Raw genomic sequence first — 18,662 nt, forward strand, 5'->3', positions numbered from 1 at the left:
TTCGCTCCAGGGTGGTTCACGACGCGGCGATTTCCATGACGATGGCCTTCGGTTCGGTGAAGAACTCCCGGCTGTACGTGCCGCCCTCGCGGCCGACACCGGAGTCCTTCGCGCCGCCGAAGGGCGCGCGGAGGTCCCGCACGAAGAAGCAGTTCGCCCAGACGGTGCCGACCCGCAGCGCGCGGGCGACGCGGTGGGCACGGGACAGGTCCTGGGTGAACAGCATGGCGTTCAGACCGTATGGCGTGTCGTTGGCGGCTGCCACCGCGTCGGCCTCCGTGTCGAACGGCAGGACGACCACGACCGGGCCGAAGATCTCCTCCTGTGTGACGCGGTCCCGCTGGCCTGCCCCGACCACGACGGTCGGGCGCACCGACCAGCCGTCGCCCGTACCGCCTGTGTGCAGGCGGGCACCGGCCGCGGTCGCGATGTCCAGGTACCCGGCCACTTTCTCGAAGTGTTCCTGTGAGGAAAGGGGGCCGATCTCGGTGGCGGGGTCCTTCGGGTCGCCGAGCACCATCGCGTCGGCGGCGGCGGTGAACCGGGCCAGGAACTCGTCGTGGACCTCGCGCTGCACGTACAGCCTGCTGCCCGCGAGGCACACCTGACCCGAGTTGCTGAACACGGCCTGGATGGCCCAGCGGACCGCGTGGTCGAGGTCGGCGTCGGCGAACACGATGTTGGCACCCTTGCCGCCCAGCTCGAGGCTGACCGGTGTCAGGTTGGCGGCCGCCGCACGGGAGATCGCCCTGCCGGTGGTCGACTCACCGGTGAAGGTGATCCGGTCGACGTCCGGCGACTCGGTGAGCGCCTGGCCCACCGCGTTCGGCCCGTACCCGTGGACCACGTTCAGCACGCCGGGCGGCAGGCCCGCCTCGAGCGCGAGCCGCGCCAGCAAGGTCGCGGACGCCGGGGTCTGCTCGGCGGGCTTGAGCACCACCGTGTTGCCCCAGGCCAGCGCGGGCGCCACCTTCCAGCTCGCCATCATGAGCGGGAAGTTCCACGGCGCGATGGCCGCCACCACACCGGCGGGATCGTACTGGGTGTAAGCGTGGTGCCCGTCCGGCATCGGGAACGTCTCGGCTGGGGTAATCCGCGAGTGGTCGGCGAAGAACCGGAAGTTCCTGGCCGTGCGGGGCACGTCGTGGCCGGCGGTCTGGCTGATCGGCTTGCCCATGTCCGTGGTGTCGGCCAACGCCAGCTCGTCGGTGTGCGCGACGATCAGGTCGGCGAGCCGGTGCAGGATCTCCCCGCGCTCGACGAAGCTCATCCTCGGCCACGGTCCGTCGTCGAAGGCCTGCCGGGCGGCGCGGATCGCACGCCGCGCGTCCTCGGCAGAGCCGAGGGCGACCGTGGCCCAGGGCGCCCGCGTCCACGGGTCGACGGACTCGAACGTCGCCCCGTCCGCCGAGGCGACCTCCGCACCCGCGATGACGTGCCCGAAGGATTCCACCGCTCGTCCTCCCTTTCCTCGCTGTACGCACACCCTCCGCCGAGGACGGCGCTGTGCACAATGGACCGTTTCCACTCACCGGGAACGCCCGCGCACGGCGTCGGCCCACTCCCCAAGCCGCCGCGTGAACTCCGGCGACCGCACCGCGCGGAGCTGTGCGGCGATCTCGGCGTCGACCGCCTCCTGGAAGGTGCCCGTCGCGGCCGCGATCAGGCGTTTCGTGGCCGCTGCGGCCGCCGGATCCCCCGTGGCCAGGCGTTCGGCCCGTGCGAGGGCCTCGTCGAGCGGGGCGGGCACGACCGCGTCGAGCAACCCGATCCGCAGCGCCTCCTCGGCGCCGACCTTGCGCGCGGACAGCGCGATCTCGGTCGCCCGCGCCTGCCCGGCGGCCCGCGCGAGCAGCCAGGTGACGCCCCAGTCCGGCACCAGCGCCATCCGGATGAACGGGCTCGCGAACACCGCGTCCGGTGACCCGATCCGCAGGTCACAGGCCAGCGCGAGCGCCATTCCCGCCCCGACCGCGGCTCCGTCGACGGCCGCGACCGTCGGTGCGCGGAACTCCAGCAGCAGCCGGGCCGTGGTGAACTCGTGGGTCATGCGGTCCCGGGCCTCGTCGGGGGTCTCGGCGCCCAGCCCGGCGAGCACGTCCAGGTCGCCGCCCGCGCAGAACGCCCCGCCACGCCCGGTGACCACCAGGGCACGCACCCGGTCGTCGGCCTCCAGTTCGGACAACAGGCCCGGCAGCCCGTCGAGCAGTGCTCGGTCCAGGGCGTTGCGGCGGTGCGGCCGGTCCAGTGCCAGCACGGCGACCCCGGCCGCGGGGAATGTCACGGTTGCGTCCATGCCGCGAGCGCACCCCACCCGCGGTCCTGACCGCCAGCGCCGGTTCTCACCCACCGGAAACGCGCGGTGGTGACGTCGTGGCGCGCGGCGGATGATCGCGGGCGATACCGACCTTTGTGGAGGAACACGTGACCGGACAGCTCAGCGGCAAGACGGCGATCGTCACGGGGGCGGCGTCGGGCATCGGCCGGGCGACCGCCGAACTGTTCGCGGCGCGCGGCGCGGCCGTGCTCGCCGTCGACCGTGACGAAGAGGGTCTCGCGGAGCTGTCGTTGCCCGCCGTGGCCGTCGACCTCACCGAGCCCGGGGCCGCCGAGCGGGTGTTCGACCACTGCGCGGCGACCGTCGGCGCGCCAGACGTGCTCGCCAACATCGCGGGCAGGGCGGGTGACCGCGCCGCGGGCGACACCAGCGACGAGGACTTCGAGTTCTTCCTCCGCACCAACCTGACCACGACGTTCGCGCTGTCCCGGCGCGCGGTGCACGCGTTCGCGGGCGGCGGGGCGATCGTCAACACGGCGTCGGCGTTCGCGCTGACCGGGGTCGCCGGTTCGGCGCCGTACTCCGCGGCGAAGGGCGCGGTCGCGAGCCTGACCCGGCAGATGGCCGCCGACTACGGCCGGCGTGGCATCCGGGTGAACGCGGTCGCGCCCGGCCTGATCGAGACGCCCGCGACGCGCGCGAAGATCGCCTCGGGGGTATTCGACGACCTGGTGACCCGCGCGCGTCCGCTGCCGAGGGTCGGCACACCCGAGGACGTGGCGCGGGTCTTCGCGTTCCTCGCCTCCGACGACGCGGCGTTCGTCACGGGTGTGACGGTCCCGGTGGACGGCGGCTGGACCAGCACCCACTTCCGCGACTGAACAAGAAAGGGGGCCGCGATCCTCGCGGCCCCCTTTTCGGCGTGCGTCAGCGGGATCGGCGTTCGGCGATGGTCTCGTCGTTCGCCGCCCAGTGGGCCGGCGGCAGCTCCCGCACCAGGACCCGCACCGACTCGCCCGGCACGCCGAGGCTCGTCACCACCGCGTCGTGGACGGCGGTGATGAGCCCGCGCAGTTCGGCCTCGGTACGTCCGGCGACCAGTGACACGTCGACGATCGGCATCGCGGTCACCCGGCCTGGCGCACGGGTTCGTCGGCCGTGTCACCGTCGAGCCGGACCTCGGCGAGGTCGACGCCCTTGGTCTCCGGCAGCGTGAACAGCAGGATCACCAGCCCCAAGGCCATCGCGCCGACGGGGTACCACAGGGCGGTGGTGAAGCTGCCGACCTCAGCGCCGATCGCGACCATCGTCGCGGGCAGCAACCCGCCGAACACGCCGACACCGAGCTGGTACGGGATCGACAGCGCGGTCGCGCGGATCCTCGTCGGGAACACCTCGGCCATCGCGGTGGCGGCCGGGCCCTGCGCCATCTGCGCGAGAGCGACCAGCACCAGCAACAGCAGCGCGACGCCGAGCACCGGCCCGTCGAAGAAGTCGCCGACCCCCTCGACCTTGATCGTGGTCGCCGACCCGTCGACCGGGTAGCCCGCTGCCTCGATCGCCGCCACGAGGTCGGTCTCCAGCGACGCGCCACCCGTGATCTCGCGGCCGTCCACCATGACGGTCGTCGGCCCGGCGACGTCCTGCCGGTCGAAGACGACCGAGTTGGCCTGCAGCACGTTGCGCGCCCGGTCGCAGTCGGAGGTGAACTCAGCGGTGCCCGCCGGGTTGAACTGGAACGAACAGTCGGCCGGGTCGGCCTTGATGACGACCGGGACGCTCTCCTGCGCCGCCGCGAGGGCGGGGTTGGTGGTCGCCGTGATCCCGTTCGTGATGGGGAACGCGAGCAGGGCGGCGAGTCCGAGCCCCGCGAACAGGATGGGCCGCCTGCCGATCCGGTCGGAGAGCCAGCACACGAACACGCACAGGAAGAACCCGATCAACATGATCACCATGTAGATCGCGTTGACGGTGAACGAGTCGGCCTTCAGGTAGGTCTTCATCGTCGTGAGCATGTACACGGTGGACAGGTACCCGATGAACGACTGCGCGGACGCCATCACGAACACGATCGCGATCATGCGCACGCGTGCCCGCGACCCGAACGCCTCCCGCAGCGGCGCTTTCGCCTGCGTGCCCTCCTCCTTCATCTTGAGGAACAGCGGGCTCTCGTTGAGCTTGCCGCGGATCCACACCGACAGCGCGAGCGGCAGCACGGAGATGAGGAACGGCACGCGCCAGCCCCACTCGTCGTAGGCCGCGGTGCCCACAATGGACTCGACGACCAGCTGCACGCCCAGCGACAGGCTGAACGCGAGCGCGGTGGTGCCGGTCAGCCAGCCGACGAAGAAGGAGCGCTGCCGGGCAGGTGCGTACTCGGAGACGTAGGTGACGGCGGCGCCGAACTCGCCGCTGACCGCGAGACCCTGCAGGATGCGGCACGTCACCAGCAGGATCGGCGCCATGATCCCGATCTGGTCGGCCGTCGGCAGCACGCCGACCGCGACGGTCGACACTCCCATCAGGACCAGCGTCATCAGGAACACGATCTTGCGACCGACCAGGTCGGTGATCCGCGCGAACACCAGCGCCCCGATCGGCCGGACGATGAACCCTGCGGCGAACGTGAGCAACGCGAACACGGTCTGCGCCGCGGCCCCGTAGTCGCTGAAGAACTTGCTGCCGATCACCGGCACGAGCGCGCCGTAGAGGAAGAAGTCGTACCACTCGAACGCCGTGCCGACGGCCGACGCACCGACGACCTTGAGCTCCTGTTTGTTCATCGACGGTCTCCTCGAGCCAGCCGTGCCGCCCGCGACGTCGCGGGTGGCGGATTGGAGCGACCGTAGGTCCGGTTGTGGCGAGAACAACGCACCCGTTTCCGGTGGCCGGAAACGGGCCGTGGTGTCACCCGGCCAAAACGTCCACAGTGGCATCATGACCGTGACCACGTGGACAGTCGAGCGGGCCGTCGAGGAACTGCGCACGGCGGAAGTCACCCGCACCGCCCGCCACCCCGTCACCGACGACTGGCCGGAGCTGGACCTCGCCACCGCCTACCAGGTGCAGACCGAGCTCGTGGCCACCCGCGGCGAACGCGTGATCGGCGTCAAGCTGGGCCTCACATCCCGCGCCAAGCAGCAGCGGATGGGCATCGACGCACCCCTCACCGGATGGCTCACCGACGGCATGGTCCTCGCACCAGGCGCCCCGGTTCCCACCGGCGAGCTGATCCACCCCCGCGTGGAACCGGAGATCGTGTTCACCCTGGGTGCCCGCCTGGGAGGCCCCGGCATCACCCCGGCGACCGCGATGGCCGCGGTCAGCACCGTATCGGCGGGCCTCGAGGTGATCGACAGCCGCTACCGCGACTTCCGCTTCACCCTCCCCGACGTGGTGGCCGACAACGCGTCGTCGGCCCGTTTCGTCGTCGGCGAGGTGACCCGCGACCCCCGCACGCTGGACCTCGGCCTGGAAGCCTGCGTCCTGCGCGAAGCGGGCGAGGTCGTGGACACCGCCACCGGCGCGGCCGTCCAGGGCCATCCGGCCAACGCACTCGCGCTGGCCGCCAACGCCCTCGCCGAACGCGGCCTCGCCCTCGAAGAGGGCTGGCTCGTCCTCACCGGCGGCCTCACCGACGCGATCCCGCTCCGTCCCGATCACCCGATCACCGCCGAGTTCACCAACCTCGGCTCCGTCACGGTCCGAGCTCAGCCCTGGTCTCGATCGTGAGCAGCACCTGTACGCCCTCGCCGGGCACCGCCCGCCCGCGGGACGTATGGCGGACGGTCACGTCCGGCCCTCGGCCAGCGCCGGGTTCGACTGCGTGTAGTCCGTGAAGCCGACGATCTCGACCCTGATGCCCTCACCGGCGGCGGCCCGCTTGTAGGTCTGCCAGTAGGGTCGCTCGCCCCGACCATGCCGGTACGGACTGTCTTCTCGTCGTCCTCGCCGCGGTGCGCGGCGTACACGACACCACGTTCCCGGAGCTCGCGGGGGTACTACCACCCCGATGTTCATGCCGGACCGGAACACGGCCGCATCCCGGGCAATTCCGGGCGCCCGCCATCCGGAACGACGGTTCACAAGCACCCGCCATTGATTGGCGCATTCCACATTGCGGAATAGATTGCCGCACTACGGCAAACAGGGAGACGATCACAGGACGGAACGGAGCTGGAGGTGGGCCGATGCGGCAGCACGGGCTCGATTGGGCGCACATCCTCCGGCGGGCGTGGCAGCGGCACTGCGCGGCCCTTGCCGCCGTGCCGGACCCGCATGGCCAGTTCCCCGCCCTGCCGCTCGACTGGTACCTGAGCGACCTCGACGACGTGCACATCCCGCGGCAGCGGACGAACTCGCCGGGCCACGGTCGGTGAGCGCTGTCCGTGCGCTGGTCGTCGTCGGGGCGGGGCCGAAAGGCATCGGGCTGCTCGAACGCGTCGCCGCCAACGCACCCGAGTTGCTGCGCGGCCGGCTGGTCGTGCACCTCGTGGACCCGTTCCCGCGCGGGCCGGGGCGGATCTGGCGGTTCGCGCAGTCGCCGTTGCTGCGGATGAACTCGATGCCCGAGGACGTCACGGTGTTCACCGACGACACCGTGCGGTGCGCGGGGCCGATCCGGCCGGGCCCGACGCTCGCCGGGTGGGTGGCGGGGGTCCGCGACGGGACCATCGCTGTCGACGTCGACGCGTCGCTGTCCGACGAGCTGTGGTCGGTCACCGCGACCACGTTCCCCACCCGTCGCCTGCAGAGCGCCTACCTCACGTGGTTCTACGAGCAGGTGCTCGACGCGCTGCCGGACGCCGTCGAGGTGCGGGTGCACAACACGCGGGCCATCGATGTCACCGGCGCACCCGACGAGGTGCAGACCGTGCGGCTCGCCGATGGCACTGCCCTCCTCGCGGACGTGGTCGTCCTCGCGCTCGGCCACCTCGATGCCGCACCCGGTCCTGATGAGGCGCGCCTCGCCGAGGCGGCCCGTGAGCACGGCCTGCGGTACGTCCCGCCCGCCTACACCGCCGACCTGGACCTGTCGGACATCGCGCCGGGAGAACCCGTGTTGCTACGGGGTTTCGGGCTGGCGTTCGTGGACCTCGCCGTGCTGCTGACCGAGGGCAGGGGTGGCCGCTTCAGCACCGGAGCGGGCGAGGCGCTCGTCTACCACCCGTCCGGGGCGGAACCGGTGCTCTGGGTCGGGTCCCGCCGCGGTGTGCCGTACCACGCGAAACCCGGCTACCGACTGCAAGGCCCGCCGGCGCCGCTGCCCCGGTTCTTCCGGGTGGACGAGCTCGCAACACACCGGAGAAGGCTGGACTTCGACGTCGACGTCTGGCCGTCGATGGCGAAGGACATCGGCTGGGGCTACTACCACGAACTGTTCACCGGTCACCCGGACCGCGTGCGGATGGACCTCGACGAGTTCGCCACCCGCTACGCCGAACTCGACTGGGACAGTGCCGAGCTGCGTCGCCTCGTCGAGAAGGCCGTGCCGGACGAGGCGGACCGGCTCGACCTCGCGGCCATCGACCGGCCACTGCGCGGGCTGGCGTTCGCCGACCGGGCGGCGCTGACCGGCCACGTGTGCGCCCACGTCGAGGCCGATCTGGCACGCCGCGCCGACCCGTCCTTCAGCGCGGACCTGGGTGCGTTCCTGGCGCTGCTGTCGGTGTTCGGACAGCTGGCGCAACTCGTCGCCGCGGGGAAGCTGACCCCGGCGTCGCAAGTGGATGACGTGGACGGCTGGTGGTTCGGGTTCTTCAGTTTCTACACGAGCGGGCCGCCCGGTCACCGGCTGCGCGAGCTGCTGGCGCTCGTGCGGGCCGGGGTCGTGCGGTTCGTCGGCCCGGACATGCGGGTGCGGGTGACCGGCGGCAGGTTCGTGGCGGACAGTCCGGCTGTCCCCGGCTCCGTGGCGACCACCGCACTGGTCGACGCGCGGCTGCCGGCACCGAGCGTGCGGCGCGCGACCGACCCGTTGCTGCGCAACCTGTACCGCAGGGGTGAGCTGGCCGAGGAACTGCTCCTCGACACCGACGCGGAACGCGGCACCGGCCGGATCCACACGACCGCCGAGGGTCTGCTGGTCGACTCGACGGGGTGGCCGCACCCGCGCCGGTTCGCGCTCGGCCCGCACACCAGTGCCCGCTCCCCCGGCGCCTTCACCCGGCCACGCACGAACGCACCGAGCTTCCGCCAGAACGACGCGGTGGCGCGGCAGATCCTCGCCCGGTCCACCGGATGAGCCACACCCCTGGAGGTGTCATGGGACAGGGAGTGCCGCCGCACCTGGCCGTCGCGCTGGACGGCGCGGGCTGGCACCCAGCCGCGTGGCGGGAGCCCGGCGCCAGACCCGCCGAGCTGTTCACCGCCCGCTACTGGACCGACCTCGTCCGCGAGGCACAGCGCGGGCTGCTGGACCTCGTCACGTTCGAGGACTCGTTCAGTCTGCGCTCGGGACACGACCGCGCCGGGGACCGCACCGATCGCGTCCGCGGCCGTCTCGACGCCACCCTGATCGCCGCCGCCGTCGCGCCACGCACCAGCGGCATCGGGCTCGTGCCGACGGTCGTCGCCACGCACACCGAGCCGTTCCACGTCTCCAAGGCGATCGCGACCCTGGACTACGCGAGCACCGGCCGCGCCGGGATGCGCGTGCGGGTGTCAGCGAGCGGGAGCGAGGCCGCGCTCTTCGGCAGACGTCCCCAACTCGTCGGCGAACCGGATGAGGCGCGGGTGACCGACCTCCTCGCCGAGGCGGTCGACCACGTGGAGGTGGTGCGCAGGCTGTGGGACAGCTGGGAGGACGACGCGGAGATCCGCGACGCCGACACCGGCCGCTTCGTCGACCGGGACAAGCTGCACCACATCGATTTCGCGGGGCGCTGGTTCTCGGTGAAGGGCCCGTCGATCACGCCGCGGCCGCCGCAGGGCCTTCCGCCCGTGTTCACGTCGGCGCCCACCGATTCCGGGTTCGCGGACGTGGTGTTCGTGACGCCGAAGGACGTCGAGGCGGTCGCTCGCGCCGTCGAGCGCACCACGGCCCGGCACACGTTCGGTGACCTGGTCGTGTTCCTCGACGAGAGCCCGCGCGCCGCGGCGGACCGGCTCGCGCGGCTCGACGACGTCGCGGGCGAACCCATGACCTCCGACGCGGCCGTGTTCACCGGCACCCCGGCCGAGCTGGCCGACCAGCTCCTGGCGTGGCACAGCGCAGGACTGACGGGGTTCCGGCTGCGGCCCGGCACGCTGCCACACGACCTCGAGGCGGTCACGCGCGGGCTCGTCCCCGAGCTCCAGGCCCGCGGCAGATTCCGCCGCGACTACGACGAGGGCACACTGCGGGACCGTCTCGGTCTGCCGCGGCCCGCCAGCCGGTACGCGGAGGTGGAGGCATGACCAAGCAGGTGCACCTCGCGGCGCACTTCCCGGGCGTGAACAACACGACCGTGTGGAGCGACCCGGAGGCGGGCAGCCACATCGAATTCTCGTCCTTCGAGCACTTCGCCCGCACGGCAGAACGCGCGAAGTTCGACTTCCTGTTCCTCGCCGAGGGGCTGCGGCTGCGGGAGCAGGGCGGCGTGCTCTACGACCTCGACGTGGTCGGCAGACCCGACACGTTCACCGTGCTCGCGGCGCTGTCGGCGGTCACCACGCGGCTCGGGCTGGCGGGCACGATCAACTCCACATTCAACGAGCCGTTCGAGGTGGCCCGGCAATTCGCCTCCCTCGACCACCTGTCCGCCGGGCGCGCGGCGTGGAACGTCGTCACCTCGTGGGACGCGTTCACCGGCGAGAACTTCCGGCGCGGCGGCTTCCTCGCCGAGGCCGACCGCTACCGGCGCGCCGAGCAGTTCCTGCGCACCGCGTGGGAGCTGTTCGACTCGTGGCGCGGCGATGAGGTCCTGGCGGACAAGGAAACCGGCCGCTTCCTGGCGACATCGCGACCTGGCTTGTTCTCACACCGTGACGACCACTTCGACATCGCCGGCCAGTTCACCGTGCCGCGCAGCCCGCAGGGCCGGCCGGTGATCTTCCAGGCGGGCGACTCGGACGAGGGCCGCGAGTTCGCCGCCGCCACCGCGGACGCGATCTTCTCCCGGCACGGGACGCGCGAGGCGGGGCAGGCGTTCTACGCCGACGTGAAGGGCAGGCTCGCGAAGTACGGACGCGCTCGCGACTCGCTGAAGGTGCTGCCCGCGGCGACGTTCGTGCTCGGCGACACCGACGCGGACGCCCGCGAACGCGCCGCGGTCGTGCGGCAGCAGCAGGTGAGCGGGGCGACCGCGATCAAGCTGCTCGAACAGGTGTGGAACACCGACCTGTCGGCCCACGACCCGGACGGGCCGCTGCCCGCCCACGATCCGGTGCCCGGGGAGCACACGATCGCGAAGGGCCGCGCCAGCGTCCGGATGAACCGCGATCCCGTTGCCGTGGCGCGGGCGTGGCGAGCGCTCGCCGAGGAGAAGAACCTGTCGATCCGGGAGCTGGTGATCCACGTGAGCGCCCGGCAGACGTTCGTCGGGTCGCCCGACACGGTCGCGCGGGAGATCGACGACCTCGTGCAGCGGGACGCGAGCGACGGGTTCATCCTCGTCCCCCACATCACGCCGGGCGGGCTGGGCACGTTCGCCGACACGGTCGTCCCGCTCCTGCAGGAACGGGGTGTGTTCCGCACCGAGTACACGGGCACCACGCTGCGGGACCACCTCGGCCTCGCTCCGGCCTGAACGCCACCACCACGGAAGGGAACCCCATGACCGTCACTGACGAACTCCTCGCCAACAACGCCGCCTACGCGGCGGGCTTCTCCGGCCCGCTGCCGCTGCCGCCCGCCAAACATGTCGCCGTCCTCGCCTGCATGGACGCCCGGATCAACGTCTACGGCGTCCTCGGTCTGCATGAAGGCGAGGCCCACGTCATCCGCAACGCCGGCGGCGTCGTGACCGAGGACGAGATCCGGTCGCTCGCCATCAGCCAGCGGCTCCTCGGCACCGAGGAGATCATCCTCATCCACCACACCGACTGCGGCATGCTCACCTTCACCGACGACGACTTCAAGCGGTCCATCCAGGAGGACGTCGGTGTCAAGCCCGCCTGGGCGGCCGAGGCGTTCACCGACCTCGACGACGACGTGCGCCAGTCGATCGCCCGCATCCGCAACAGCCCGTTCATCCCGAAGAAGGACTCCGTCCGCGGCTTCGTGTTCGACGTCGCCACGGGCAGGCTGAACGAAGTCCTCTGACCGGGCGGACCGCCCTCCTCCACAGTGGAACGGTGCGCCACCGGACGACTCGCGGCGGCGGCTTCCCGGGATCGTTACGCTGTGTCGAGACCGTGGTGGCGGAGGGACTGACATGGCGTTCGAACGGAAGTACAGCGACGAGGTGCGTGACGCCGCTGTGCGCCGGGTGGTCGAGCGCCGTCAGGCCGAGCCCGGCAACCGGTCGATCCTGCGCGAGGTGGCCGAGGAGTTCGAGGTCGGCGAGCAGTCGCTGCGGATCTGGGTGAAGCGGCTGGACGACGGCATGTTCAGCGCGGGCACCGCCGCCAAGCTGCGGCAGGCGCCCAGGGAACGGCTGCTCATGCGCATCGCCGAGCTGGAGTCCGAGCTGGCGTCGGCGAACGAGCGGATCGCGACCATGGCCGAGGAGATCGAGGTGCTGAAGAAGGCGTCCGCGATCTTCGCCGCCGAACTGGCCAAGCGGTGATCCCGTCCACAGTGTCCAGATAGCGGTACGGCACCGTCGTGGGGGCCGGGACGCCGCACACTGTACGCGGCACCACCTCGACGCCTGCTGGAGCGCACATGACCGGATACGACTACATCAGTGCCATCACCGGCTGCACGACCGATGTCCGCGGACGGTTCGCCGTGCGGGGCCCCGCGTTCGAGATGCTCGCCGACGGGTCGGTCGCCACCGGTGGCCCGGGCACGGCGCCCGGGCCGCTGGACCTGCTGGTGTCCGCGCTCGTCGTCAACCTACTCAACGTGGTGCGCGCCGACGGCGACCCGGACGCGGACAACCCCGGCGCACGCACCGTGCAGGTGCGTGCGCGCACGACCCGGTACCCGCCGAACCGGCTCAAGGTCGGCCGCGTGCTCGTCGAGGTGCTGATCGACGGGATGGACGAGGCGGACGCCGAGCTGGTGCTGGAGGAGTACCGGGCGGGGTGCCGGGTGCTGCCCGCCGTGTCCACGGTGCTGGACGTGGAGATCCGCGCGGTCGTCACCGAGACCGCGGCCGCCTGAGTCAGACCGCCAGCAGGGCCTGCGTGTAGTCGTCCCTTGGGGTGAGCACCACCTGTTCGGTGCGGCCGTGCTCGACGATGCGGCCGGCCCGCATGACCGCGACGTGCTGCGCCACGTCCGCCACCACCGCCAGGTCGTGCGTGACGAGGAAGTACGTGAGGCCGAGGTCGCGCTGGATGTCGGTGAGCAGTTGCAGCACCTGGGCCTGGATGGTGGCGTCGAGCGCCGACACCGGCTCGTCCAGGACCAGCACCTGCGGTCGCAGTGCGAGCGCCCTTGCGATGGCCACGCGTTGCCGCTGGCCACCGGACAGCTCCCTCGGCCTGCGGTCGGCGTATGAGGTGGGCAGACCCACCAGGTCGAGGAGTTCGCGGACCCGGGCGTGCCGCGCGGCGCGGGTACCGATCCGGTAGGCGGCCAGCGGTTCGCTGACGATGCCGTGCAGGGAGAGCCGGGGGTTCAGCGACTCGAACGGGCTCTGGTACACGACCTGCATCTCCCGGCGCAGCGCACGCAACGCGGCCCGCTTGAGCGCCGGCACGTCCTCGCCGAGCACGCGGACCGTGCCGCGGTCGGGCCGGTCGAGGCCGAGGATCAGCCTGCTCGTGGTGGTCTTCCCGGAACCCGACTCCCCCACCAGCGCGAACGTCGTGCCCCGTGGCACGGTGAGGGACACGCCGTCGACGGCCTGCGTGCCGTTGCGGGTCGTGCCGAACCGCTTCGCGACGGAGTCCAGCTCGATCACCGGGTCGGCGTCCGCGGACGCCTCGACCCGCCTGGCGCGGCGCTCGTAGGCCTCCGCGATGCTCAGCACCCGCCCCTGGGCCACCCGCGCGGAGCTGGCCAGCAGTGCCCTGGTGTAGCCCTGGCGGGGGTTCGCGAAGACCTCGTCGACCGGGCCCGACTCGGCGACGTCCCCGCGTGCCAGCACCACCACGTGCTGGGCGTTACGACTGGCCAGGGCGAGGTCGTGGGTGATGAGCACGACGGTGGTGTCGTGCTTGGCCCGGGCGGTGTGGATGACCCGCAGCACCTCCTGGCCGACCAGCACGTCCAGTGCGCTGGTGGGTTCGTCGGCGATGACCAGCTCCGGGCGCTGCGAGAACGCGATGGTCACCAGCACCCGTTGCCGCATGCCGCCGGACAGCTCGTGCGGGTAGCGCGCCAGCACCCGGTCCGGGTCGGCGAACCCGACGTCACGCAGGTCCTGCCGGATCCGCTCGTCGACGTCGCGCGGCGACAGCGAGGAACGCGCGAGCGTGAACGCCTCCCGCAGCTGCGCGCCGATCGTCTTGGTCGGGTTGAGCGACGCGATCGGGTCCTGCGGCACGAACCCGATGTGCCTGCCCCGCAGGCCGCGGAAGTCCTTGTCCCCGCGCAGGAGCACGTCCTCGCCCGCGAACTCGACCGCCCCGGACACGATGCGCCCATTGGGTGGCAGCAGCCGCACGATGGCGTGCGCGAGGGTGCTCTTGCCGGAACCGGACTCGCCGATCACCGCGGTCACCTGGCCCCGTGGGACGTCCAGGGAGACCGACGCCAGCGCGGTGTCCTCGTGGTGGCCGCGCCGGTAGGCGACGGTGAGGTCGGTGACCCGCAACAGCGGTGTCATGAGCGGTCCTCCTGCAGCAGGTAGGCGATGCGGGACAGCAGCACGACCACGGCGGTCAGCGCCAAGCCGGGGATGATGGCGACCCACCAGGCGTGCGCCAGGTACTTCTGGCCGCCTGCGATCAGGACGCCCCACTCCGCGGACGGTGGCGCCTCGCCGAACCCGAGATAGGACAGCGACCCGATGGCGAGCATGGCCAGTCCGAAGTGGAGTGCCGTGTAGGACAGCACCGGGCTGTAGGTGCTCGGGACGATGTGCCGGGCGATCACCCGGAGCGGACCCGCGCCACAGGTTCTGGCGGCCTCGACGTAGGTGAGCGTGCCCGCCTGGATCACGCAGCCACGGATCAGCCGCGCGAACCCGGTCGCCTCGCCGATGCCGATGGCGATCGCCGCGACGAACGCCCCGCGCCCATAGGTGGTGATGACCGCGAGCGCGAGCAGCACGGCCGGGATGGCCATCACCGCTTCGGTGAGCACGCCGAGCACACGGTCGAGCAGGCCACCCGGCCGGAGCCCCGACAGCACGCCGATCACCGCGCCGCCTGCCAACGCGACGGCGACCGCCAGCAGCGAGGAGAACAGCGAGATCCGCAGCCCGTGCACCACGCGGGAGAACAGGTCGCGGCCGATCTCGTCGGTGCCGAACCAGAAGTCACCGTTGGGGGCGGCGAACGGCAGCCCGTCCAGCTCGTACGGGTCGTGCCACGTCACCAGGCCGGGGACGACCGCGACGAGCACCAGGAACGCCAGCAGCGCCAGGTGGACGTGCAGTTCGCGGACGCGCCGACGGCGCCGACGGGGTGGTGCCACTCCGACGGGAACGGGTTCGGTGACCGTCCTCGTGATGACGTCGGTCATGCCCCGGCCTCCTGGGTCGCGCGGCGGCGCAGCCGCGGGTCGAGCAGCACGTAGCCGATGTCGACCAGGGCGTTGATCACGACGTAGGCCACCGCGAGCACCACGACCAGGCCGAGCACGACGGTCAGGTCGACAGCCTTCACCGAGTCGACCATCAGCCGGCCGAGGCCGGCCCGGGAGAACACCATCTCCACCACGACGGTGCCGCCGAGCAGCTGCCCGACCCGCAGCCCGAACACCGCCAGGAACGGGAAGGAGGCGTTGCGCAGGCAGTGCCGCCACAGGGTGTGGAAGCGGCCGGCGCCCTTGGCGGGTGCCGTGACCGCCGCGTAGGTGGTGCCCAGTTCGGTGCGCAGACCGCTGATCAGCACCTGCGCGAACTGGGCCGCCCCGAGTAGCGCCAGCACCGCGGCGGGCAGCACCAGTGACGCGGCGCCCTGGCTGCCGTTGGAGGGGAACCAGCCCAGCGTGATGGCGAAGAAGTAGACGAACAGGATGCCGACCCAGAACACCGGGAGGCTCACGTACGCCGACGGCAGCAGCGACGCCAGCGATCGGATCGCCCGGAGCCGCGGGTTGACCGCGAGCACTGCGAGCAGGAAACCCAGCGGCACCGAGACGACCAGCGACACCCCGGCGAGCGTGAGCGTGTTCGGCAGCACCTCGCCCAGCAGCTGGGTGACCGGCTGCTCGGTGATCAGCGAGTGGCCGAGGTCTCCGTGCAGCAGGCCGGTCAGCCCGTCCGTGTACTGGGTCCACAGGCTGTCGGACAGACCGACCTCGTCGCGGAGCAGGTCGAGGTCGAGGTCGGCGACGTCCGCGGAACCGAGGGTGTCGGTGGTGCCGATGCGGGCCAGCACCGCGTCGCCGGGCAGTACGAACAACAGGAAGAACGACGCGGAGTACGCCGCGAAGATCACCAGAAAGGCCCGCGCGAGCTTGCCCGTGACGATTCGGGCGGTGTTCATCGCTGGTCGACCCACGCGTCGCCCAGCCACGGGATGTGCGTGGCCTCGAGCAGCGGGATGTGGGTGGTGTTGCGGTAGGCCAATGGCTGGATGAAGTCGTACAGCGGGATGTAGTACGCCTCGTCGAGGATGATCGCCGAGGCCTGTGCGGCGAGGGCCTTGCGCGCGGCGATGTCCGGCTCGGCGAGGATCTTGTCGAACACCGCGTCCAGTTCGGGGTCGAGGCCGCCGTACGTGGAGCGCAGCACGTCGGCGTCCGGGCGGGTGCCGGAACCCCACGAGAACGAGTAGTCGCCGGACTGGAGCTTCCGGTTCAGCTCGGCCTGGGTGAGACTGCCGAACGTCAACTCGACACCGATGTCCTTCCACTGCGACTGCACCACGGCGATGTTCGGCTCGTGCGAGACCGTCGACGGGCTGTAGACCAGTGAGAACGAGAGCCGGTCGCCGTTCTTCGTGCGCACGCCGTCCGCTCCGGGCTTCCACCCCGCCTCGTCCAGCAACCGCCTCGCCGCCTCGACATCGGTTCTGATCTTGTCGGACTGGTCGGTGAAGTACGGGTTGCTCGCTGTGTACGCGCCCTTCGGCGGGACGTCGATCGCGGAGGCGCGAGCAAGCACGGCCTCGCGGTCGATGGCCAGCGCCAGCGCGCGGCGGACGCGCACGTCGTCGAGGCCAGGCTTCTCGATGTTGGCGGCGAAGCCGAGTGCCGAACCGGGCAGCGGCTCGCGCCGGATGGTGATCTCGGAGCTGTGCGCGAACTCGGTCTTGTCGGCCGGTTCGGTGTTGTGCAACAGGTCCAGGCCGCCGGAGCGAAGTTCGGCCGCGGCGATGCTGTTGTCCTGGATGTTGTGCACCTCGATCGCCTCGAGGTACGCGGCACCCTTGTTCCGCGCGGGTGCCGGCGCCCACGCGTAGTCGTCGCGGCGGGTGAGCGTGTAGCCCTCCTCGCCGTGGCTCTCGGTGGCCACGAACGGGCCGGAGCCGATGATGCCCAGCCCCTCCTGCCGCTTCTCGAACGGCAGCTTCGACGTCGCGGGCGCCACGATCCCCAGCACCGTGCTGGACGCGGCCTGCAGGAACGACGAGTTCGGCTTGGCGAGATCGAACACCACGGTGTACGGGTCGGGCGTGCTGATCCGCTCCAGCGCGCCGATCCACTGGTTGGCGACGGCGTACTTGGCGCCGCCGTCCCGCAGTGCCTGGAAGCTCAGCGCGACCGCCGCGGCGTCGAGTTTCTCGCCGTTGGAGAACGTCACGTCCTGCCGCAGCGTGAAGGTGTACTCCGTGGCGTTGTCGTTGACCGTCCACTCGGTCGCGAGCCACGGCGCGAAGGTGCCGTCCTCGGAGTTGAACACCAGGGAGTCGACCAGGGCCCGCACCGGCACGGCCAGGCCGTAGCCCGTCGTCGTGGCCGGGTCGAACGACTTGCCGCCACCCGCGGCGCGGTACTTCAGCACACCGCCCGTGACCGGTGTGCTGCTCGTGTTCGCCGCGTCGCCGCCCGCGGCGGCGGCACAGCCGGACAACGCGAGACCGGCTGCGGTCAGCAGGGCCAGGAGCGCGCGGCCGGACGGCTTCCGGCCGGTCGCAAAGGGGGTGTGGCGCTTCATCGTAGGGACTCACTCTCGTCGGGGGCGCTAGCAACGTATGTCGTAGAGAGCCGTTATGGGACAGCGTCCCACTATGTGAATTTCTACGACAGCTCACTAGAAGATGCTTACAGTGAGCCTCGTCCTTCGTAGAACTTCTAACATGCCCACGAGGTAACGCATGCCCAAGATCAAGATCGAGGCGACGAGCGCCGTCTTCTACCTGCCCTACTTCGTGGCCGAGGAGGAGGGCTACTTCACCGACGAGGGCCTCGACGTCGAGCTGATCCGCCACCGGCCCAGCGACGAGACCGGTCTGCGGTTCATCGAGGACCCGCGCAAGGTGTCCTCGTTCTCGAGCTTCAAGCTGTTCGAGGCCGGCGCGTCGCAGCTGTACAACGCGTGCGAGTGGGGCCAGCTGCGCCGCTCGCAGGACAGCCAGGTCAACGGCAAGGTCGTGGCCCGCCGCGCGGCCGTCGCCAGCCAGGCGATCATCGTCCGGCCCGACTCGCCGTACCACGTCCCCGCCGACCTCGCGGGCGTGCGGGTGGGCGTCAACTTCCACCACGGCTCGCACTACCTCGTGCTGCAGACCCTCGAGGGCTTCCTGCCCCGCACCGACATCAACCTGATCGGGATCAAGGGCAAGGAGCGGTTCGAGGCCCTCCGCGACGGCGACATCGACGCCGTCGCCGTGATGGAACCGTGGATCACGGTGGCCGAGAAGCAGGGCTACAAGGTCCTCGCCGAGGCGCACTACTACGGCGCCGAGGTCGCCAACGACACGCTCGACCCCGAGACGTTCACGAAGATCAACCGAGCGGTCACCCGTGGCGTGGACAAGATCCACGAGGACATCCGCCCGTACCTGAAGTACTTCATCGCGCAGGCTGCGCCGATCGCCGATCTGGCGCCGGAGGACTTCAAGCTCGGGCGGCTGCGGTACATCCACCCCGGCCCGTACCCGGAGGACCAGTTCAACCGAACCTTGGACTGGGTGGCGAGCTGGGGCCTGATCGACGCGGGCAACGAGTTCGGCAACCTCGTCGACGCCACCAAGATCCTGCAGGAGGCCTGAGAACGCGGACCGGCGGCGCGGC

The 18,662-nt window shown here is 71.1% G+C and carries 18 protein-coding genes and 1 pseudogene; 10 read left to right on the forward strand and 9 right to left on the reverse strand.

From position 1 onward, the window contains the following. Positions 1 to 16: 16 nt before the first annotated feature. Positions 17 to 1,453: an aldehyde dehydrogenase gene (locus ACYQ77_RS15335; protein WP_459711633.1), complete on the reverse strand. Its 1,437-nt coding sequence runs from the start codon at positions 1,451 to 1,453 to the stop codon at positions 17 to 19. A 75-nt stretch (positions 1,454 to 1,528) separates the two neighbouring features. Then, positions 1,529 to 2,296: an enoyl-CoA hydratase/isomerase family protein gene (locus ACYQ77_RS15340; protein ID WP_459711635.1), complete on the reverse strand. Its 768-nt coding sequence runs from the start codon at positions 2,294 to 2,296 to the stop codon at positions 1,529 to 1,531. 128 nt (positions 2,297 to 2,424) lie between these two features. Here ACYQ77_RS15340 and ACYQ77_RS15345 point away from each other — a divergent pair, with 128 nt between their 5' ends. Beyond that, complete coding sequence (locus tag ACYQ77_RS15345) at positions 2,425 to 3,159, forward strand: SDR family NAD(P)-dependent oxidoreductase (RefSeq protein WP_459711638.1); 735 nt, start codon at positions 2,425 to 2,427, stop codon at positions 3,157 to 3,159. A gap of 46 nt (positions 3,160 to 3,205) precedes the next feature. On the opposite strand, the gene ACYQ77_RS15350 is transcribed toward ACYQ77_RS15345, so the two are convergent. From ACYQ77_RS15350 to ACYQ77_RS15360, 3 genes and pseudogenes are all read right to left on the reverse strand, one after another. Further along, complete coding sequence (locus tag ACYQ77_RS15350; protein ID WP_459711641.1) at positions 3,206 to 3,400, reverse strand: tautomerase family protein; 195 nt, start codon at positions 3,398 to 3,400, stop codon at positions 3,206 to 3,208. A gap of 5 nt (positions 3,401 to 3,405) precedes the next feature. After that, complete coding sequence (locus ACYQ77_RS15355; RefSeq protein WP_459711928.1) at positions 3,406 to 3,897, reverse strand: MFS transporter; 492 nt, start codon at positions 3,895 to 3,897, stop codon at positions 3,406 to 3,408. A 189-nt stretch (positions 3,898 to 4,086) separates the two neighbouring features. Beyond that, a pseudogene (locus tag ACYQ77_RS15360) lies at positions 4,087 to 5,217 on the reverse strand (MFS transporter); the annotation flags it as partial. Between ACYQ77_RS15360 and ACYQ77_RS15365 the strand changes: the two are divergent. The 8 genes from ACYQ77_RS15365 (at position 5,216) to ACYQ77_RS15400 (ending at position 12,530) form a co-directional block, all read left to right on the forward strand. After that, positions 5,216 to 6,010 (forward strand): 2-keto-4-pentenoate hydratase, encoded by a 795-nt coding sequence (locus tag ACYQ77_RS15365; protein ID WP_459711643.1) that lies wholly within the window; start codon positions 5,216 to 5,218, stop codon positions 6,008 to 6,010. The pseudogene ACYQ77_RS15360 and the gene ACYQ77_RS15365 overlap by 2 nt on opposite strands. Positions 6,011 to 6,468: 458 nt before the next feature. Then, entirely contained in the window at positions 6,469 to 6,657 is a 189-nt protein-coding gene (locus ACYQ77_RS15370; RefSeq protein WP_459711646.1) for a hypothetical protein, read from the forward strand. Then, positions 6,654 to 8,522: an FAD/NAD(P)-binding protein gene (locus ACYQ77_RS15375; RefSeq protein WP_459711649.1), complete on the forward strand. Its 1,869-nt coding sequence runs from the start codon at positions 6,654 to 6,656 to the stop codon at positions 8,520 to 8,522. Before ACYQ77_RS15370 ends, ACYQ77_RS15375 begins: the two co-directional genes overlap by 4 nt. Before the next feature lie 20 nt (positions 8,523 to 8,542). Beyond that, positions 8,543 to 9,676, forward strand: coding sequence for an LLM class flavin-dependent oxidoreductase (locus ACYQ77_RS15380; RefSeq protein WP_459711651.1), 1,134 nt, complete (start codon positions 8,543 to 8,545; stop codon positions 9,674 to 9,676). Then, on the forward strand, positions 9,673 to 11,007 hold the full coding sequence (locus tag ACYQ77_RS15385; RefSeq protein ID WP_459711654.1) for an NtaA/DmoA family FMN-dependent monooxygenase: 1,335 nt from the start codon (positions 9,673 to 9,675) through the stop codon (positions 11,005 to 11,007). The genes ACYQ77_RS15380 and ACYQ77_RS15385 overlap by 4 nt, the downstream gene beginning before the upstream one ends. Before the next feature lie 26 nt (positions 11,008 to 11,033). Then, entirely contained in the window at positions 11,034 to 11,522 is a 489-nt protein-coding gene (locus ACYQ77_RS15390; RefSeq protein ID WP_459711657.1) for a beta-class carbonic anhydrase, read from the forward strand. A gap of 112 nt (positions 11,523 to 11,634) precedes the next feature. Further along, entirely contained in the window at positions 11,635 to 11,988 is a 354-nt protein-coding gene (locus ACYQ77_RS15395) for a transposase (RefSeq protein WP_459711659.1), read from the forward strand. 98 nt (positions 11,989 to 12,086) lie between these two features. Further along, complete coding sequence (locus ACYQ77_RS15400) at positions 12,087 to 12,530, forward strand: hypothetical protein (RefSeq protein WP_459711660.1); 444 nt, start codon at positions 12,087 to 12,089, stop codon at positions 12,528 to 12,530. 1 nt (position 12,531) lies between these two features. On the opposite strand, the gene ACYQ77_RS15405 is transcribed toward ACYQ77_RS15400, so the two are convergent. The 4 genes from ACYQ77_RS15405 to ACYQ77_RS15420 are packed head-to-tail and all read right to left on the reverse strand — an operon-like array spanning position 12,532 to position 17,583. Beyond that, positions 12,532 to 14,142, reverse strand: coding sequence for a dipeptide ABC transporter ATP-binding protein (locus tag ACYQ77_RS15405; protein ID WP_459711662.1), 1,611 nt, complete (start codon positions 14,140 to 14,142; stop codon positions 12,532 to 12,534). Next, a complete protein-coding gene (locus tag ACYQ77_RS15410) occupies positions 14,139 to 15,002 on the reverse strand; it encodes an ABC transporter permease (RefSeq protein ID WP_459711664.1) in 864 nt (287 codons plus the stop codon). Before ACYQ77_RS15410 ends, ACYQ77_RS15405 begins: the two co-directional genes overlap by 4 nt. Then, complete coding sequence (locus ACYQ77_RS15415) at positions 14,999 to 15,970, reverse strand: ABC transporter permease (RefSeq protein WP_459711666.1); 972 nt, start codon at positions 15,968 to 15,970, stop codon at positions 14,999 to 15,001. Before ACYQ77_RS15415 ends, ACYQ77_RS15410 begins: the two co-directional genes overlap by 4 nt. After that, the gene (locus ACYQ77_RS15420; protein ID WP_459711669.1) at positions 15,967 to 17,583 is read right to left on the reverse strand and encodes an ABC transporter substrate-binding protein; all 1,617 of its coding nucleotides are present in this window, start codon (positions 17,581 to 17,583) and stop codon (positions 15,967 to 15,969) included. Before ACYQ77_RS15420 ends, ACYQ77_RS15415 begins: the two co-directional genes overlap by 4 nt. 160 nt (positions 17,584 to 17,743) lie before the next feature. Here ACYQ77_RS15420 and ACYQ77_RS15425 point away from each other — a divergent pair, with 160 nt between their 5' ends. Next, the gene (locus ACYQ77_RS15425; RefSeq protein WP_459711672.1) at positions 17,744 to 18,640 is read left to right on the forward strand and encodes an ABC transporter substrate-binding protein; all 897 of its coding nucleotides are present in this window, start codon (positions 17,744 to 17,746) and stop codon (positions 18,638 to 18,640) included. Positions 18,641 to 18,662 lie beyond the last annotated feature (22 nt).

The organism is Actinophytocola sp. KF-1 (assembly GCF_054661535.1).